At 65.1% G+C, this 16,507-nt stretch carries 18 protein-coding genes; all 18 read left to right on the top strand.

Going from position 1 to position 16,507, the window contains the following annotated elements:
* Nucleotide 1 precedes the first annotated feature (1 nt).
* The 18 genes from flgC to ABIA90_RS22585 all read left to right on the top strand — a co-directional run bounded on the left by flgC (nucleotide 2) and on the right by ABIA90_RS22585 (nucleotide 16,474).
* Nucleotides 2–418 (top strand): flagellar basal body rod protein FlgC, encoded by a 417-nt coding sequence (gene flgC, locus ABIA90_RS22670; RefSeq protein WP_014492659.1) that lies wholly within the window; start codon nucleotides 2–4, stop codon nucleotides 416–418.
* Nucleotides 419–420: 2 nt separating this feature from the next.
* Complete coding sequence (fliE, locus tag ABIA90_RS22665; protein ID WP_014492660.1) at nucleotides 421–750, top strand: flagellar hook-basal body complex protein FliE; 330 nt, start codon at nucleotides 421–423, stop codon at nucleotides 748–750.
* Between the two features lie 17 nt (nucleotides 751–767).
* On the top strand, nucleotides 768–1,556 hold the full coding sequence (flgG, locus tag ABIA90_RS22660) for a flagellar basal-body rod protein FlgG (protein ID WP_085405310.1): 789 nt from the start codon (nucleotides 768–770) through the stop codon (nucleotides 1,554–1,556).
* A 35-nt stretch (nucleotides 1,557–1,591) separates the two neighbouring features.
* Entirely contained in the window at nucleotides 1,592–2,047 is a 456-nt protein-coding gene (gene flgA / locus ABIA90_RS22655; RefSeq protein WP_063986113.1) for a flagellar basal body P-ring formation chaperone FlgA, read from the top strand.
* Nucleotides 2,044–3,174, top strand: coding sequence for a flagellar basal body P-ring protein FlgI (gene flgI / locus ABIA90_RS22650; protein WP_135216095.1), 1,131 nt, complete (start codon nucleotides 2,044–2,046; stop codon nucleotides 3,172–3,174). The genes flgA and flgI overlap by 4 nt, the downstream gene beginning before the upstream one ends.
* Nucleotides 3,175–3,241: 67 nt before the next feature.
* Nucleotides 3,242–4,006, top strand: coding sequence for a MotE family protein (locus tag ABIA90_RS22645; protein WP_231143358.1), 765 nt, complete (start codon nucleotides 3,242–3,244; stop codon nucleotides 4,004–4,006).
* Nucleotides 4,007–4,702, top strand: a complete 696-nt coding sequence (flgH, locus tag ABIA90_RS22640; protein WP_028153467.1) for a flagellar basal body L-ring protein FlgH — start codon at nucleotides 4,007–4,009, stop codon at nucleotides 4,700–4,702.
* 42 nt (nucleotides 4,703–4,744) lie between these two features.
* Entirely contained in the window at nucleotides 4,745–5,188 is a 444-nt protein-coding gene (locus ABIA90_RS22635; protein ID WP_014492666.1) for a flagellar basal body-associated FliL family protein, read from the top strand.
* Nucleotides 5,189–5,190: 2 nt separating this feature from the next.
* Nucleotides 5,191–5,931, top strand: coding sequence for a flagellar type III secretion system pore protein FliP (gene fliP / locus ABIA90_RS22630; RefSeq protein WP_071909955.1), 741 nt, complete (start codon nucleotides 5,191–5,193; stop codon nucleotides 5,929–5,931).
* A gap of 261 nt (nucleotides 5,932–6,192) precedes the next feature.
* Nucleotides 6,193–7,098 (top strand): flagellin N-terminal helical domain-containing protein, encoded by a 906-nt coding sequence (locus ABIA90_RS22625; protein WP_071909957.1) that lies wholly within the window; start codon nucleotides 6,193–6,195, stop codon nucleotides 7,096–7,098.
* A gap of 268 nt (nucleotides 7,099–7,366) precedes the next feature.
* Nucleotides 7,367–8,278, top strand: a complete 912-nt coding sequence (locus ABIA90_RS22620; RefSeq protein ID WP_071909959.1) for a flagellin N-terminal helical domain-containing protein — start codon at nucleotides 7,367–7,369, stop codon at nucleotides 8,276–8,278.
* 273 nt (nucleotides 8,279–8,551) lie between these two features.
* Nucleotides 8,552–9,460, top strand: coding sequence for a flagellin N-terminal helical domain-containing protein (locus tag ABIA90_RS22615; RefSeq protein WP_063981304.1), 909 nt, complete (start codon nucleotides 8,552–8,554; stop codon nucleotides 9,458–9,460).
* A 308-nt stretch (nucleotides 9,461–9,768) separates the two neighbouring features.
* Nucleotides 9,769–11,397 (top strand): flagellar basal-body MS-ring/collar protein FliF, encoded by a 1,629-nt coding sequence (gene fliF / locus ABIA90_RS22610; RefSeq protein ID WP_063981305.1) that lies wholly within the window; start codon nucleotides 9,769–9,771, stop codon nucleotides 11,395–11,397.
* On the top strand, nucleotides 11,394–12,089 hold the full coding sequence (locus ABIA90_RS22605) for a hypothetical protein (protein WP_354119340.1): 696 nt from the start codon (nucleotides 11,394–11,396) through the stop codon (nucleotides 12,087–12,089). Before fliF ends, ABIA90_RS22605 begins: the two co-directional genes overlap by 4 nt.
* A gap of 6 nt (nucleotides 12,090–12,095) precedes the next feature.
* Entirely contained in the window at nucleotides 12,096–13,436 is a 1,341-nt protein-coding gene (locus tag ABIA90_RS22600; RefSeq protein ID WP_354119341.1) for a MotB family protein, read from the top strand.
* Nucleotides 13,433–14,620, top strand: coding sequence for a chemotaxis protein (locus ABIA90_RS22595; protein WP_354119342.1), 1,188 nt, complete (start codon nucleotides 13,433–13,435; stop codon nucleotides 14,618–14,620). Before ABIA90_RS22600 ends, ABIA90_RS22595 begins: the two co-directional genes overlap by 4 nt.
* On the top strand, nucleotides 14,617–15,942 hold the full coding sequence (fliK, locus tag ABIA90_RS22590) for a flagellar hook-length control protein FliK (RefSeq protein ID WP_354119343.1): 1,326 nt from the start codon (nucleotides 14,617–14,619) through the stop codon (nucleotides 15,940–15,942). Before ABIA90_RS22595 ends, fliK begins: the two co-directional genes overlap by 4 nt.
* Nucleotides 15,893–16,474, top strand: coding sequence for a transglycosylase SLT domain-containing protein (locus ABIA90_RS22585; RefSeq protein ID WP_135216103.1), 582 nt, complete (start codon nucleotides 15,893–15,895; stop codon nucleotides 16,472–16,474). Before fliK ends, ABIA90_RS22585 begins: the two co-directional genes overlap by 50 nt.
* Nucleotides 16,475–16,507: the final 33 nt, after the last annotated feature.

Here is a 16,507-nt window from a genome sequence, read left to right as displayed (position 1 = left end):
CATGCTGGACTCACTGCAAGCGTCATTGACGGTCGCGAGCTCCGGGCTCGAAGCGCAGTCGACGCGCATGCGCATCGTTTCGGAAAACCTTGCCAATGCGACCTCGACGGGACGCACGGCCGGCGCCGATCCGTATCAGCGCAAGACCATCACCTTCGATGCCGCCATGGACCGCGCCTCGGGCGCGCAGCTTGCGAAGGTCAAGGAGATCGGGGTCGACACCACGCCGTACCGCGTGGAGTACGAGCCGGGACATCCCGCCGCCGACAAGGCCGGTTACGTCAAGCTGCCGAACGTCAACATGATGATCGAGATGGCCGACATGCGGGAAGTCAACCGGTCCTATGAAGCCAATCTCCAGGTCGTGAAACAGGTGCGGTCGATGCTGGGCATGACCATCGACCTGCTGAGGAGCTGACAATGCTTGAGGCAATTTCATCCACCGCGATTTCCGCCGGGCAAGCGGCGAGCCGCGCGACCGAGACGCAGGCCATCGCGCCGGCGGCGCCGACCGCCATTCAGTCCACCGACGATGTCGGATTCGAATCGGTGATGAAGCAGGTGACGACGGACGCGATCGGGACGCTGAAGGCGGGCGAAGCGGCGTCGATCTCGGCGATGCAGGGCAAAGAATCGACCCGGAAGGTCGTGGAGGCGCTGATGTCGGCCGAGCAGGCCTTGCAGACCGCGGTCGCGGTTCGCGACAAGGTCGTGCAGGCCTACCAAGAAGTCGTCCGGATGTCGATTTGATCTGAGGGAATGAAGCTGTGAAATCGCTCGCCATTGCGGCCACGGGCATGAACGCCCAGCAGACCAACATCGAAGTCATCGCGAACAACATCGCCAACATCAATTCGACGTCGTACAAGCGTGCGCGCGCGGAATTCACCGATCTGTTCTACCAGATGGACCGCATGCAGGGCGTCGCGAACGTCAATGGCTCCTCGCCGATCCCGGAAGGCTCCAATCTCGGCCTCGGCGTCAAGTCGACGGCCATCCGCAAGCTGCACATCCAGGGCGCGCTCACGCAGACCGGCAACCCCTACGACCTCGCGATCAACGGCCGCGGCTGGTTTCAGGTGCTCGGCCCGAACAACGAGGTGCAATACACCCGCGCCGGCTCGTTCAGCCCTAACGCCAACGGCCAGCTCGTCACCACCGACGGCTATCTGCTGGATCCCGCAATCACGATACCGCAGGGAACGGTTCAGGTCGTCGTCAACCAGACCGGACAGGTGTTTGCCAAGCTGGATACGGAAGTGAACCCGCGGCAGATCGGCCAGCTCAACCTCGCCAATTTCGCCAACGAAGCGGGCCTCGAGCCGCTCGGCAGCAACCTCTATCGCGAGACCACGGCGTCCGGCACGCCGGTCGTCGGACTGCCGGGCGATTCCGGATACGGCAAGCTCAACCAGCAATATCTCGAAGCCTCGAACGTCGACCCGGTCAAGGAAATCACCGAGTTGATCTCGGCGCAGCGCGCCTACGAAATGAACGCCAAGGTCATCCAGGCCTCGGATGAAATGGCCCAGACGGTCTCGAAGGGCATGCGCTAGTTCCGGTGTTCTCGATGTCGAACAGGGTGGGCTTGATGGTGCGCGGGTTGGCCGCCGTGCTGCTGGTTCTCGTCTCGGCGCGCCTCGCTGCGGCCGAGGAGAAGCGGCTTCCCGTGCCGGCCGTGTCGATCCGCGCCGGCGAGCTGATCCGGGACGACATGATCACGGAACGCGCCTTCGCGCCGAATGTGCTCGGCGTTGCCATGTTCATCGAAGGACGCCAGATCCTGGTCGGACGCATGGCGCGGCGCGCTCTGCTGCCGGGTCAGCCGATTCCGACCAATTCGGTGGAGGATCCCTGGACCATTGCCCGCGGCGCCATGGTCAAGGTGGTAGTGGAAGACAGCGGCCTGTCGATCGTCACTTACGGCGCGGCGATGCAGTCGGGCGCGACCGGCGCGCTCATCCCGGTACGAAACACCGACACCGGCGTGATCATCAGAGGCGTCGTCCAGCCGGACGGCACCGTCAAGGTCGTGGATGGATCATGACCAGATTCCTGCTTGCGCTCGTCCTGCTCGTTTCCGCCGCCAGCGCCCAGGCGGCCGTCCGCATTAAGGACATCGCGGACATCAAGGGATTGCGCGAAAACCAGATCGTCGGTTACGGCCTTGTCATCGGCTTGAACGGCACCGGCGACACGCTCCGCAACGCTCCGTTCACGGAGCAGTCCCTGCAATCGATGCTCGAGAACATGGGCATCAACGTCAGGAACGAGACCACGAGCACCAACAATCCCCCGCGTCCGACGACGCTGCGCACACGCAATGTCGCAGCCGTCATGGTGACCGCGGATTTGGCGCCCTCGATCGGGGCGGGTGAGCGCATGGACGTGACCGTATCGTCGCTCGGCGATGCGACCTCGCTGCTCGGCGGCACGCTGGTGATGACGTCGCTGCGGGCGGCGGACGGCGCGGTCTATGCGGTGGCGCAAGGCGCGGTCACGGTCGCCGGTTACAGTGTAGGAGGGCAGGCGCAGAACGTCAGCCAGGGCACGCCGACGGCGGGCCGCATCCCGAACGGTGCGCTGGTCGAGCGCGAGGTGCAGGGAAGCCTCCACGAGATGGAGTTCCTGGTGCTGGAGCTCAAGAACCCTGATTTCGTCACCGCGACACGCATTCTCGACGCCATCAACGGTTACGCCGGTGGCCGCTACCGCGCGCAGATCGCCTTCGAGCGCGACTACCGTACTATCGTGCTGTCGAAGCCGCGCCATATCGGCCCCGTCCGCTTCCTCGCCGAAATCGGCGAGCTGACGGTCGAGCCGGACACGCCGGCGCGGGTGGTGATCAACGAGCGGACCGGTACGGTGGTGATCGGGCGCGACGTGCGCATATCGACCGTCGCCGTGACGCATGGCAACCTGACGGTTCGTGTCACCGAGCTTCCCGTGGTGTCGCAGCCGGCGCCGTTCTCGCGAGGGCAGACGGTGGTCGTTCCCCAGACCGTGGTCGAGGCCAACGAGGCCGGATCGCAGGTGGCGATCCTGAGCGGCGTCGACCTCCAGCGCCTGGTGCGCGGGCTGAACCAGATCGGCCTGAAGCCGTCGGGCATCATCGCGATCCTGCAGGCGATCAAAACGGCCGGCGCGCTCCAGGCCGACGTCATCGTGCAATGATGCACAAGCGTCGTGCAAGCTTGGTCGCTCAATGCTCAGGTCTCGACCGAGAATCGCACGCGGCCCGATGCTGAAACTGGATCACAAAGCCAAACTCCTCCTCCTGGTCGCGGCCTGCGCGTTCGGATGCGCTTCGCCCGTTCTGGCGCTGGATGAGGCCAAGCCGTCGAAGCCGCTCAACCTGCTGTCCTTCGCGCGTGCCCGCGCGCCTGGACCGCAGAAGCCGTCGGCCCCGTCGATACCGGGCGATAATGCGTCGTTCCGGGCGACGGCATGGGCCGCCGAAGATTCCGGACCCGCAATCACGGGGGCCGTGCCGGCTCCCGAGAAGCCTGCGCCGGCGCCCGCAGTCGCGCCCGTGCGCCCGGCCAAGCCGGGCAGCGTCACGGCGCCGCCGAAGCCCGCACCGGCACAGGCTGCGGTACCTGCGGACAATGAGGTCGCCCTGTTCTGCAGCAATGTCGCCGACCCCGCCGTCGATGCGCGGCTGGCCTGGCAGCTCAGGGAGCTGGAGAAGGCCGAGACCCAGCTCCGGGAGCGGATCGCCGAGGTCGAGGCGAAGCGCGCCGAATACGAGAAGTGGATGGCGCTGCGTGACGACTTCCTGAAGAAGGCCGAAGCGAGCGTCGTCGAGATCTATTCGCGCATGAAGCCGGATGCCGCGGCGACCCAGATCGCCGGGATGGCGGACGAGACCGCCGCCGCCGTGCTTGCAAAACTCAGTCCGAGGAGCTCGAGCGCGATCTTCAACGAGATGGAGACGGCACGCGCGGCGCACCTTGCCGATCTGCTCGGCGGAATGCGTCGCGTGGATGACGGAAAGACCAAATAGATGAAGAATCTGATCCTCATCCTGCCGCTCCTGATGCTGACCGGGTGCATCGGCGATCCCGCGGAAGTGCTGACCGGTCCGCGACTGTCGCCGGTCGGCACCGGCCTGAGGACACAGGCCGATCCGATTCCGGTGACGCCCCGCATGCGTACGCCCGTCAGCTATCGCTCGACCTGGGACGACGGCACGGATCTCTATCGCGATCCCCGTGCCCGGCGCACCGGCGACGTCGTGACCGTCATCATCTCGATGCAGGACAAGGCCAAGCTCGACAACAAGACCGATCGTTCGCGCGATTCGCAAATCAAGTTCGGGCTGGATTGGCTGATGGACGTCGCCGGATGGCAGGACAAGGGCTCGACCAGCGCCAATCTGAACACCAACACCCAGATCAAGGGGAACGGTCAGATCGATCGTACCGAAGACATCAAGCTGTCGATTGCCGCCATCGTCACCGACGTGTTGCCCAACGGCAATATGATGATCAGCGGCTCGCAGGAGTTCAAGGTCAATACCGAGATGCGCGTGCTCAACGTCGGCGGCATCGTGCGTCCGCGCGATATCTCGCGCACCAACACGATCTCCTACGAGAAGATCGCCGAGGCACGCGTGGCCTATGGCGGTCGCGGAAATCTGTCTGACGTGCAGCAGCCTGGATGGGGACATCGGATCTATGACGCCGTGGCACCATTCTGAGAATCGCGCCGACCGCGCCGCGCCGCGAGGGCAGGGGACGTGATGCGCCTGATTGCGGCCATTGTGGTGCTGACCCTGATCGCGATCGGTGCGGGCGCGGTTGCAGGCCTACATCTGTTCGCGGCCGCGGAGCGCGTCGCCGACGCAAAGAAGACCGCCACGCCGCCGCCCCTTGCCACGAGCTACGCCGGCAGCGCACGGCTGAGAAAGCTGTCCCCGATCGTGACCAATCTCGCCGCGCCGGCCAACAACTGGGCCCGTGTCGAAGCCTCCATGGTGACCGATAGCATGAGCGACGAGGATGCCGGCATCCTGGCCGCCCATATCAGCGAGGACATCGTGACCTATCTGCGGTCGGCATCGGTTGGCCAGTTCGAGGGATCGCGCGGGCTTCAGCATCTGCGCGACGACCTGACAGAGCGCGCCAATATCCGCTCGTCGGGCAAGATCCGCGAATTGATCATTGAGACCTTGGTGATTCAGTGAGAGTGAGAGTGAGAGTCCTGCTGCTCGCGTTGGTTCTGGTCGTGCTGCCCGAGGTGGCGCTGGCCCAGATTCCGGACCTCAACTCGCTGCTGCCGCCGGGCAACGGCTCGACCAGCGGCCGCATCATCCAGTTGATGGCGGTGATCACGGTGATGTCGGTGGCGCCGGGGCTGCTGATCATGGTGACGAGCTTCACGCGATTTGCGGTGGCGCTGTCGTTCCTGCGCTCCGGTCTCGGCCTTCAGACCACGCCGGCCAATCTGGTGCTGATCAGCCTCGCGCTGTTCATGACCTTCTACGTGATGGCGCCGACCTTCGACCGCGCCTGGGAAACCGGCGTCCAGCCGCTGATGAAGAACGAGATCTCGGAGGAAGAGGCCTATCTGAAGATCACCGATCCGTTCCGCGAGTTCATGCTGGCCCATGTCCGCGACAAGGATCTCCAGACCTTCGAGGCACTCGCCGCGGAGAGCTTCCGCAAGAAGTTCGACGACAAGCGCATCGACATGCGCGTCATCATTCCGGCCTTCATGATCTCCGAGCTCAGGCGTTCGTTCGAGATCGGATTCCTCATCATCCTGCCGTTCCTCGTCATCGACATGATCGTGGCGACGCTGACCATGTCGATGGGCATGATGATGATGCCGCCGACGATCATCGCGCTGCCGTTCAAGATGCTGTTCTTCGTGTTGATCGACGGCTGGAACCTGCTGGCCTCCGGACTGGTGCGGTCGTTCTCGTAGCGACCGCGATCGCCGGCCGGTTATGGTTAGCGAAAAGTGCTGGTCTATGGTTAGCAGAGGGTAATGTTAACTATATGATATTACAGCGAAATTCAAGCCGATCTTAATCTCGGCGCAAGATTCGACGTGCTAGGAATGCGGCACGGCGGGTTGGACCCCACCCACATCAGTCCAAAGGCATGATGCCGCCCCTCCGTACCGGTGAAAGCCCGGTATGTCCCCTCGTGAAAATGTAACGCGTACATCAAAGGGACATTCGCAATGTCAAGCCTGCTTACGAACTCGACCGCCATGACCGCGCTCCAGACCCTGCGGTCTGTCAGCTCGCAACTCTCCACCACGCAGAACCGGATCTCGACCGGCCAGCGCGTGGCCACCGCTTCCGACAACGCCGCCTACTGGTCGATCGCAACGTCGATGCGCGCCGACAACGCCGCGCTCTCCGCCGTCTCCGACTCGCTCGGTCTGTCGGCTGCGACGGTCGACACCGAATATACCGCTCTGACCACGGTTATCGGCAACAAGGACTCCGGCCTGACCAAGCTGCAGGCGCTGCTGGTCGAAGCCAAGACCGCTGGTATCGACCGCACCAAGATCCAGGCGGACGTCACCCAGATCCAGCAGCAGATGAAGGCGACAGCCAATGCGGCGACCTTCAACGGCGTGAACTGGCTGAGCACGACCGCCACTACCCCGGCGACCGTGAACCTGGTGTCGTCGTTCTCCCGCGTCGGCAGCACGCCGACCACGGGCTCGATCACCCTGACCACCGCCAACTACTCGCTCTACACCGCGACCCAGGGCGGCTTCCTGGACAAGGTGAGCGGCGCGGCGTCGATCGACACGCTCAGCATCGCGGCGCTGACCGACTCCGCGGCTGACCAGACCACGCTCGATGGCTACATCGCGCAGGTCACGGCCGGGATCAACTCGGTGGCCTCGGCCGCCGCCGACCTCGGCGCCGTCAAGACCCGTATCTCGACCAACACGGACTTCGTGAAGTCGCTGATGGACTCGGTTGATCGCGGTATCGGCCAGCTCGTCGACGCCGACATGAACCAGGAGTCCACCCGCCTGGCGGCCCTCCAGGTCCAGCAGCAGCTCGGCGTGCAGGCGCTCTCGATCGCCAACAACAGCAGCCAGAGCATCCTGTCGCTGTTCCGCTAAGCCTTAGACCATCTGGGGAGGGCCGCGCTTCTCGCGAAGCGCGGCCCTTTCGTTTGGTGTGTTGCCGCGCGCACGCCGCAAATTCGGCTGCCCTGTTGCAGTCCGGGCACAGAGCCACAAGCCTCGCACAAGCTTCGCGCGCTATCGTCACCGCTACGACAGGTTGGGCCTGCTTTTTCGCCGCCCAAAGGCATGACGCCGCCCTGTCGTACCGGTGCAAGCCCGGTATGTCCCCAAAAACAGTTCAATCTTCAAAGGGACATCAAAAATGGGTTCAAGTCTGCTCACCAACTCGTCTGCAATGACTGCGCTGCAGACCCTCCGCAATGTCAGCTCGCAGCTCGCGACCACGCAGAACCGGATCTCGACCGGCCAGCGCGTGGCCACTGCTTCCGACAACGCCGCCTACTGGTCGATCGCGACGTCGATGCGCGCCGACAACGCCGCGCTCTCCGCCGTCTCCGACTCGCTCGGTCTGTCGGCTGCGACCGTCGACACCGAATACACCGCTCTGACCGCGGTTGTCGGCGACAAGACCGGCGGCCTGACCAAGCTCCAGGCGCTGCTGGTCGAAGCCAAGACTGCTGGTATCGACCGCACCAAGATCCAGGCCGACATCACCCAGATCCAGCAGCAGATGAAGGGTACCGCCAATGCGGCGACCTTCAACGGCGTGAACTGGCTGAGCACGACCGCGACCACGCCGGCGACCTTCAACCTGGTGTCGTCGTTCTCGCGCGTCGGCGGCACGCCGACGATCGGATCCATCAGCCTGACGATCGCCAACTACTCGCTCTACACCGCGACCCAGGGCGGCATCCTGGACAAGGTGAGCGGCGCTGCATCGATCGACACGATCAGCATCGCGGCGCTGACCGACTCGACGGCTGACATGACCACGCTCGATGGCTACATCGCGCAGGTCACGGCCGGGATCAACTCGGTGGCCTCGGCCGCCGCCGACCTCGGCGCCGTCAAGAACCGCATCTCGACCAACACGGAATTCGTCAAGACCCTGATGGACTCGGTGGACCGCGGTGTTGGTCAGCTCGTCGACGCCGACATGAATGCGGAATCGACCCGCCTTCAGGCCCTTCAGACCCAGCAGCAGCTCGGCGTTCAGGCGCTCTCGATCGCCAACCAGAACAGCCAGAGCATCCTGTCGCTGTTCCGCGGCTAAGCCTCAAAACCATCCGGGAAGGCCGCGCTTCTCGCGAAGCGCGGCCTTTTCATTTGGCGTACGCTCGTCACGCGTCGTGACCTCCTGGCTCACCGTGTTGCGGTCCAGCCACGTCGCCACAAGCCTCGCACAAACTTCGCGCGCTATCGTCGCCGCTACGACAGGTTGGGCCCGCTCTTCGGCCGCCCAAAGGCATGATGCCGCCCCGCCGTACCGGTGCAAGCCCGGTATGTCCCCAAAATCAATTCAATCCGTTTCAAAGGGACGTCAAGAATGGCCTCGAGCCTGCTTACCAACTCCGCTGCAATGACCGCGCTCCAGACCCTCCGGAGCGTCAGCTCGCAGCTCGCGACCACGCAGAACCGGATCTCGACCGGCCAGCGCGTGGCCACTGCTTCCGACAACGCCGCCTACTGGTCGATCGCGACGTCGATGCGCGCCGACAACGCCGCGCTCTCCGCCGTCTCCGACTCGCTCGGTCTGTCGGCTGCGACCGTCGACACCGAATACACCGCTCTGACCGCGGTTGTCGGCGACAAGACCGGCGGCCTGACCAAGCTGCAGGCGCTGCTGGTCGAAGCCAAGACCGCTGGTATCGACCGCACCAAGATCCAGGCCGACATCACCCAGATCCAGCAGCAGATGAAGGGTACCGCCGATGCGGCAACCTTCAACGGCGTGAACTGGCTGAGCACGACCGCCGCCACCCCGGCGACCTTCAACCTGGTGTCGTCGTTCTCGCGCGTCGGCGGCACGCCGACGATCGGGTCCATCACCCTGACGATCGCCAACTACTCGCTCTATACCGCGACCCAGACCGGTATCCTGGACAAGGTGAGCGGCCCGGCGTCGGTCAACACGATCAACATCTCCGCGCTGACCGACTCGACGGCTGACCAGACCACGCTCGATGGGTACATCACGCAGCTCACCACTGCGATCAACTCGGTGTCCTCGGCCGCCGCCGACCTCGGCGCCGTCAAGAACCGCATCTCGACCAACACGGAGTTCGTCAAGACCCTGATGGACTCGGTGGACCGCGGTGTCGGTCAACTCGTCGACGCCGACATGAATGCTGAATCGACCCGCCTGCAGGCCCTTCAGACCCAGCAGCAGCTCGGCGTTCAGGCGCTCTCGATTGCCAACCAGAACAGCCAGAGCATCCTGTCGCTGTTCAAGTAAGCTTCGGCTTTGGAAACAACCGTGCTCCCCCGGGAGCACGGTCCCTGCCATGACCGGCGGGTGTGGCGGCACAAGATGTGCCCGTAATGGAAGTTCTTCCGACGCCAGACGTGATGCAACACGCCGCAGCCGATTGCGCTGCCATGCGCCCGTGCGCCCGCTTGTTGCTGCTGAGTTGATCGCGTCGTCCAGGATTCTTGTAAAATTGCAACGCCTCGCCCGCGAACTGACACATTCGCCTCCTCGCGCAACCTTCAGACAAGGTTGGCAGCGGAGTGTCCCATACGTTCGCATTTGTACGAGGTCACATGCTGCTCAGTCGTGCGCAGGTACAGCAACTGCTCAACAATCTGCTGGAGCTTGGGCCGCGACGCCTGATGGCCTTGGGACTGATCGGCTTTGCCGTTCTCGTCACCGTCGTCGGCGGCGCCTATTATCTGAGCCGGCCTGAGTTCGAAACGCTCTATACAGGCCTGAATCGCGAAGACGTGACGCGCATCGGCGCCGCGCTGCGCGAGCAGAATATCACATTCGACGTCAATACGGCCGGCGACGCCATCTCGGTGCGCCCGAGCCAGACCATGCAGGCGCGGATGCTGCTTGCCGAGAAGGGGCTGCCGACCAGCGCCAATTCCGGCTACGAGCTGTTCGACAAGATCGGCTCGCTCGGCCTGACCTCGTTCATGCAGGAAGTCACCAAGCTGCGGGCGCTGGAAGGCGAGATCGCGCGCACCGTGCAGTTGATGAAGGGCGTCAAGGCGGCGCGGGTGCATATCGTGATGCCGGTGCGCGGCTCGTTCCGGGCGACGCAGCAGCCGCCGTCGGCGTCGGTCGTGCTGCGCACCGACGGCGCGATCGAGGCGCGCACGGCGCAGTCGATCCGCCACCTCGTCGCGGCGGCCATTCCCGGCATGAGCCGGGACAAGGTGACGGTGCTGGATGCCGATGGTTCGATGCTGCTCGCCGAAGAGGACGAAGCGAGCGCAGCGCCGACCAAGATGGCGAGCCTCCAGAAGACGGTCGGCGGGATGGTGCAGGAGAACATCCGCAAGGCGTTGACGCCATATCTCGGCCTGGACAATTTCGAGGTGAGCGTCGCGCCGCAGCTCTCCACCGACAAGCGGCAGACCAACGAGACGGTCTACGACCCGGAGAGCCGCGCCGAGCGTTCGGTCCGGAACGTGCGCGAGAAGGAATCGTCGCAGAATGCGGACCGTTCGACGCCGACCACGGTGCAGCAGAACCTGCCCGACCAGCAGGTGAATTCCGGCGGCACAAAGAATTCCAGCGAGGACAAGACCCGCCGCGAGGACGTCACCAATTTCGAGGTGTCGTCCAAGACAACGACGACGGTGAGCGACGGCTATTTGGTCAAAAAACTCTTCATCGCCGTGCTGGTCAACCGCGCGCGGCTCGTCGCCGATCTCGGCGACAAGAGCAACCAGGCGATCGTCGACAGCAAGCTCGCCGAGATCAGCCAGCTCGCGGCGACGGCAGGCGGACTGGACAAGCAGCGCGGCGACCAGATCCAGGTGACGGCCGTCGACTTCATCGAAGGCTCGCGCGAACTGGCGCCGGTGCCGCCGATCAGCTTTGTCGAGATGATCAACAAGCAGCTCGGCAGCGTCATCAATGCGGTCACCATCCTGGCCGTTGCCTCGATGCTGGTCTGGTTCGGCCTTCGCCCCGCGGTCAACGGCATTCTGACGCATCGCGCAGCGCAGGAGCAGACCGAGGCGGCCGAGGCCGCCGAGCTCGAAGCTGCAACAGCACTTGCACTGGCCGACAGTCAGGACCCCGAGCTCAACCTCGTCGAGGATCTCGAAGGCAAGATGCAGCGGACGCCGCAGAAGCGGCTGGAGCAGATCGTCCGGCTCGATCAGATGCAGGCGGCAGCAATCCTTAAAGACTGGATGCGACGCGAGGAGGCAGCATGAACGCGGCTATCGGAAAACTCCTGACGCAGTTCGACGCGAATGGGCGGGCCAAGTCTCCACCGCCGCCTCCGCCCCCCAAGATCCAGGATGTGCTGACTAGGCCGATGGAGGTGCGGCGCGAGCCCCAGCCGCCGCGTCAGGCCCAATCGCAGCCGCAGCTTCAGTCGCCGCTTCCGGCGCCCGAGGCGGAAGCTCCGTCGGTCAATCTTCTCGAAGATGCCTATCGTCGCGGCCATGCCGCCGGTGTCGCGGAAGGCGATGCCAGGGTTGCCGAGGAGCGCGTCCGCAGCGCGATCCGGCTCGGCGAGGAGCGGGCCAAATGGTCCGACCAGCAGGCGGTCACGATCGTAGGCGGCTTCGAGACGGCCTGCCGCGAGATCGAAACCAACATCGCAAGCTCGGTTGCGCGGATATTGCTGCCTTTCCTCGCCGACGCCGTCCGTGACAAGGCGATCGGATCGCTGGTCGAGCAGATCGCGGCGCTGACCGGCAATTCGCCGGTGCCGGTGTTCAAGATCACCGGCCCGGGCGAATTGCTCGATCTGGTGCGCTCGCAGCTCCAGACGGCCCGGCGAACCGGGATTGAATACGAAGCCGCCGACACTTTCGAGGTCCGTGTTGTCGCCGACCAGACCGTGATCGAGACGCAGATTGCGGCGTGGAGCGAACGTCTGAACGAGGCGCGCCGGTAGTCCGCCATGGAAGAAGTCAAGCACGAGCTGGTGATCATCCGCAGGCGCAGCGCCTTCGCCGAGGAGGCGCATCACGGTGGCGTCTGGAAGATCGCGTATGCGGACTTCATGACCGCGATGATGGCGTTCTTTCTGGTCATGTGGCTGCTCAATGCGCTCAACCAGGACCAGAAGCAGGTGGTCGCGAGCTATTTCAACCCGATCAAGCTCGCGGAGAACGCACCCGCTCCGAAGGGCCTCAAGGATCTCAGCAAGAAGGAGCCGACGCAGTTCGAAGGCCAGGACGGCAAGCGTCAGCCGGCCGGACCGAACGAAGAACGTCGCGGAGACTCGCCGACGGCGGAGAAGCCTGCCTCCTTCGAAGAGAAGGTTCTGTTCCGCGATCCCTATGCGACGCTTGCCGAGATCGCCAACAGCGCGAACCAGGCCTCGGGCCAGCGCCGTGCCGGCGCGCTGACCTCCGCCGAAGAGGACGGCCTCAAGGGCGGCGATGCCTACCGCGATCCCTTCGATCCCGGCTATTGGAAGTTGACGCCGCAGACGTCCAAGGATGCGGATCACTTCGTCGACAGCGAGCCCAAGCCGAACGCGTCCGCGCGCGACAACGCGTCCGGGACAGGTCAGGGCGAGCCGCAGGCGCAACGTGCCAAGCAGGACGATGCCGGCGGAAGCGTGGCGCCGAACGCGGACGCGTCGTCTGCAAGCCTGTCGCCCCTGCTGCCGCCGGGGCCCGCGCCTTCGCAGGCTCAACGCGATGGCAGTGCCCAGGCGAATGCGCCGCAACCGGGCGCCCAGGCTGGCGCTCAAGCCAATGCAGCCGCGCAGCCACGCCTCGGCGATCAAGCAAAGAATTCCGAATCGCGTGACGCGGCACAGACCCAGCAGCCGACCGTCAAGCAGCTACAGTCCGCGATCGCGGATGCGCTATCGGACATCAAGGCCGGTGCGGGCCCGGTGGCCGAGGTGCGCCAGGTCGAGGAAGGCCTTCTGATCAGCCTGACCGACGATGCGAGCTTCGGCATGTTCGCAGTCGGCTCGGCCGAGCCGCGGCCCGAACTGATCCGCGTGATAGACAAGATCGGGCCGCTGGTGACGAAGCGCCAGGGTGTGATCATCGTGCGCGGCCACACCGATAATCGGCCGTACAAGTCGGAGACCTACGACAATTGGCGGCTGTCGACGGCGCGCGCGCAGATGGCCTATTACATGCTGGTTCGCTCCGGCGTCGATGCGCAGCGGATCGAGCACGTCGAAGGCTATGCCGATCGGCGGCCGAAGCTTCCGAGCGACCCGGCGGCGGCGCAGAACCGCCGGATCGAGATCCTGATCCGGGAGAAGCGCCCTTGATCAGGCCGCTCCTGCGCGCCGCGCTGCTGCTGCTGCCGTTCACGACGGTATGCGCGCTTGCCGATCCGGCACCGTCCCCGGCATCAACCTCGGGCGAGCCCTATGAGCTCGTGCGCACATTGCAGGCGGTGCAGGATGGCATTGCCCGTGGCGACACCGCGGCGCATGGCAGCCACATCGCGCTGACCCGGCAGGTCGGTGAAAAGTTCCTCGCCGCCGATCCCGGCGTGTGGAGCAACGCGCAGAACGGCCAGGCCGTCATCATCTATTTGCTTAGCGGCGGCGGGCCGCAGGTCGTCCGAAAGCTGCCGCGCGACAAGCTGAACGTCGACGAGCGGCTGTTCAACGGTGCGCTGGCCTATGTCGAAGGCCGCCAGGACGAAGCGCGCGAACTGCTCAAGGACGTCAAGCCGCGCACGCTGCCAACGGGCCTGGGCGGACAGGTCGCGCTGGTCCAGGGCGCGCTGTTCGCGCGCGCCGAGGCATCGCTCGCGATCGAGCGCCTGGATGACGCGCGGCTGCTGTTGCCGGGCACGCTGGTGGAGGAGGCGGCGCTGCGGCGCGAGATCCTGCTGGTCGGGCAGGCCGAGGATTTCGACAAGTTCGAGTTCCTGACGCTCGCCTATATCCGCCACTACCGCAACTCGGTCTATGCCGGGGACTTCTGGCAGCGCTTCGCCTCCGGCCTGACGCAATCGAGCATTGCTCTCGACGAGCGCCGCTTTGCGCGGATCGTCACTCTGCTGGAGCAGATCGACCGCGCGAGCCGCCTCAAGCTTTATCTCGTGATCGCGCGCACCGCGATGGTGCATGGACGGCTGGCGGTGACCCGGCTTGCAGGCGAGCGTGCGCTGACGCTCAGCGCCGATGCGTCGGAGGATCGCGAGCGCGCGCATTTCTTCCGCGGCGTCTCGCGGGCGCTCACTGATGAGTATGACGGCGGTGTCGCCGAGTTGAAGGCCCTCGACCGCTCGAAGTTGCCCGAGCGCGACGTTCCGTTTCTGAATGCGACGTTGCAGCTCGCACTCGATGTCCGCAAGCCGTTCGCGGGCGGATCCACCGCCGCCGCCGACAAGCCTCCGGTCACGCCGGCGCGTCTCGATCTCGCCGCGTCGACCGAGACGCTTGCGCGCGCGCGGAAGCAGCTCGGCGAACTCGAACGCCTTACCAGGGATCGCCCATGACGAAGCTCAGTGGAACCTCCGGACAGGTCTTTTCGGGTCTCGCCGAAAGCCTCAACGTGCGCGGCGCATCGCGCTCGGGAAAATCCGCCGGAACGAAATCGCCGGCAGATTCGTCGTTCAACGATCTGCTGCACACAGTCTCGAATCTCGCGAAGCGGGCGCTCAACGACGAGGGCGGCAACACGAGCGCGAAGGCCGGATCGCTGCGCACGCACCTCGCGCGCCCGGCCGACAAGGACAAGACGGTGCGGGAACGCACCGAGGCGGATGACGAGCCCGAATCCATTCGCAAATCGTCCGACGAGAAAACTGAAAAATCGCCGGAGACGCAAACTCCGGTCGACCACAGCGCGAAGACCGATGTTTCGGCCCGATCGAGCATTCCGGCGGTCGTCGAACAGCAGTTCGCCGCCGTGCCGGCCGTGAAGCCGCAGCTGCAATCGCCGGCGGGCGACAAGAAGGACGCGCCTGCGCGCGACGAGCGCTCTGCCACGACGAAGCGTGAGGTCCAGGGCACCGCGAAGGTCACGTCTGCCGAGCCCGCGCCGCCCGCTGCCGCTTCAACGGGCACGCGCTCGCAGGCCGCGCCTTCGCAGGCGGCGGCAGCCGCGCAGCAAGGCAGCGATGCGTCCTCGAAGCCAATGCCCGCGACGCAAGGCTTCGAGGCCGTCACGGCCAATGTCGAACGCGCCGTCAAAGCCTCGGCGCGGGACGCATTGCCCGAAGCGACCAAGGTCACCGTGGTCCAGCAGGAGACCCATCTGCCGCCGGCGCAGTTCGGCGCTCCGCAGCAGGTCGCCAACGCAGTCGTCGCCGAGCTGAAGGAGTCGCCGGCTCCGACGGCGTCCACCGCCCCCGATCTCGCGACGTCGCAGACCAATGCACCTGAGCCGCTCAAGATCCTGACGATCAATCTCGAACCGCCGGCGCTCGGCAACGTCACGGTACGCCTTCGCCTCGTCGGCTCGGAGGTTTCAGTTCACCTCGCGGCCGCGCGCAAGGACACCAGCCTGATGCTGGATCAGCAGCGCGACTCGATCCGCGATCTCATGCAGTCGGCGGGCTATGTCGCCGACGTCGCGCCCGTGCAGCACGGCTCGCTGGACGGATTCCAGAGCGGCTCCGGCCAGCCGCAGCCGCAGCTCTCCGGCCAGCAACAGCCATCGTCGCAGTCGCAAGGCACGTTCGGCGGCGCTGGCACGTCGTCCGGGCAATCCGACGGCGGTGCAAAGCAGGCCCGGCAGGAGCGCCAGTCCAACCAGGAGACGCGTCATGACCAGGACGTGGGCCCGCAGATTCGTCGCGGTCCTGTTTATCTGTAACGCGGGCGCCGCGGCAGCGGCGACCGACAACGCGCGCCCGTGCGAGCGCGAGATGGCGCGTGCGTCCCAGCAGCACGGCATTCCGCTCGGCATTCTCTATGCGGTCGGTCTCACCGAGACCGGGCGGCGCGGTGCGCTCTATCCTTACGCGCTCGGCGCCGACGGCCAGACCGTGTTCGCCAAGGACATGAACGACGCGATCGCGAATTTCGAGACGATGCGCAGCAAGGGCATCAAGCTGATCGACCTCGGCTGCATGCAGATCAACCATTATTATCACGGCGACAAGTTCACGTCGGTGCGCGCGATGTTCGATCCCGCGAAGAACGTCGAATACGCCGCTCGCTTCCTGAAAGAGCTGAAGCAGCGCGAGGGCAGCTGGACCATGGCGGTCGCGCGCTACAACGCAGGCCCCAACAATCAGCCCGCGCAGAAGCGCTACGTCTGTCACATCGTCGCGCATCTCGTCTCCAGCGGCTTCGGCGCGTGGACCGACAAGGCGCGCTCGTTCTGTCAGCCGAAGACGACATGACCGCTACCACCTGAAAGTTGTGCACGGATCCCA

This window comes from Bradyrhizobium sp. LA6.8 (assembly GCF_040547935.1).
Classification (GTDB): Bacteria; Pseudomonadota; Alphaproteobacteria; order Rhizobiales; family Xanthobacteraceae; genus Bradyrhizobium; species Bradyrhizobium barranii.
Note: the sequence above shows the minus strand (reverse complement) of the source record. Positions and strands in the feature narration are given on the sequence as shown.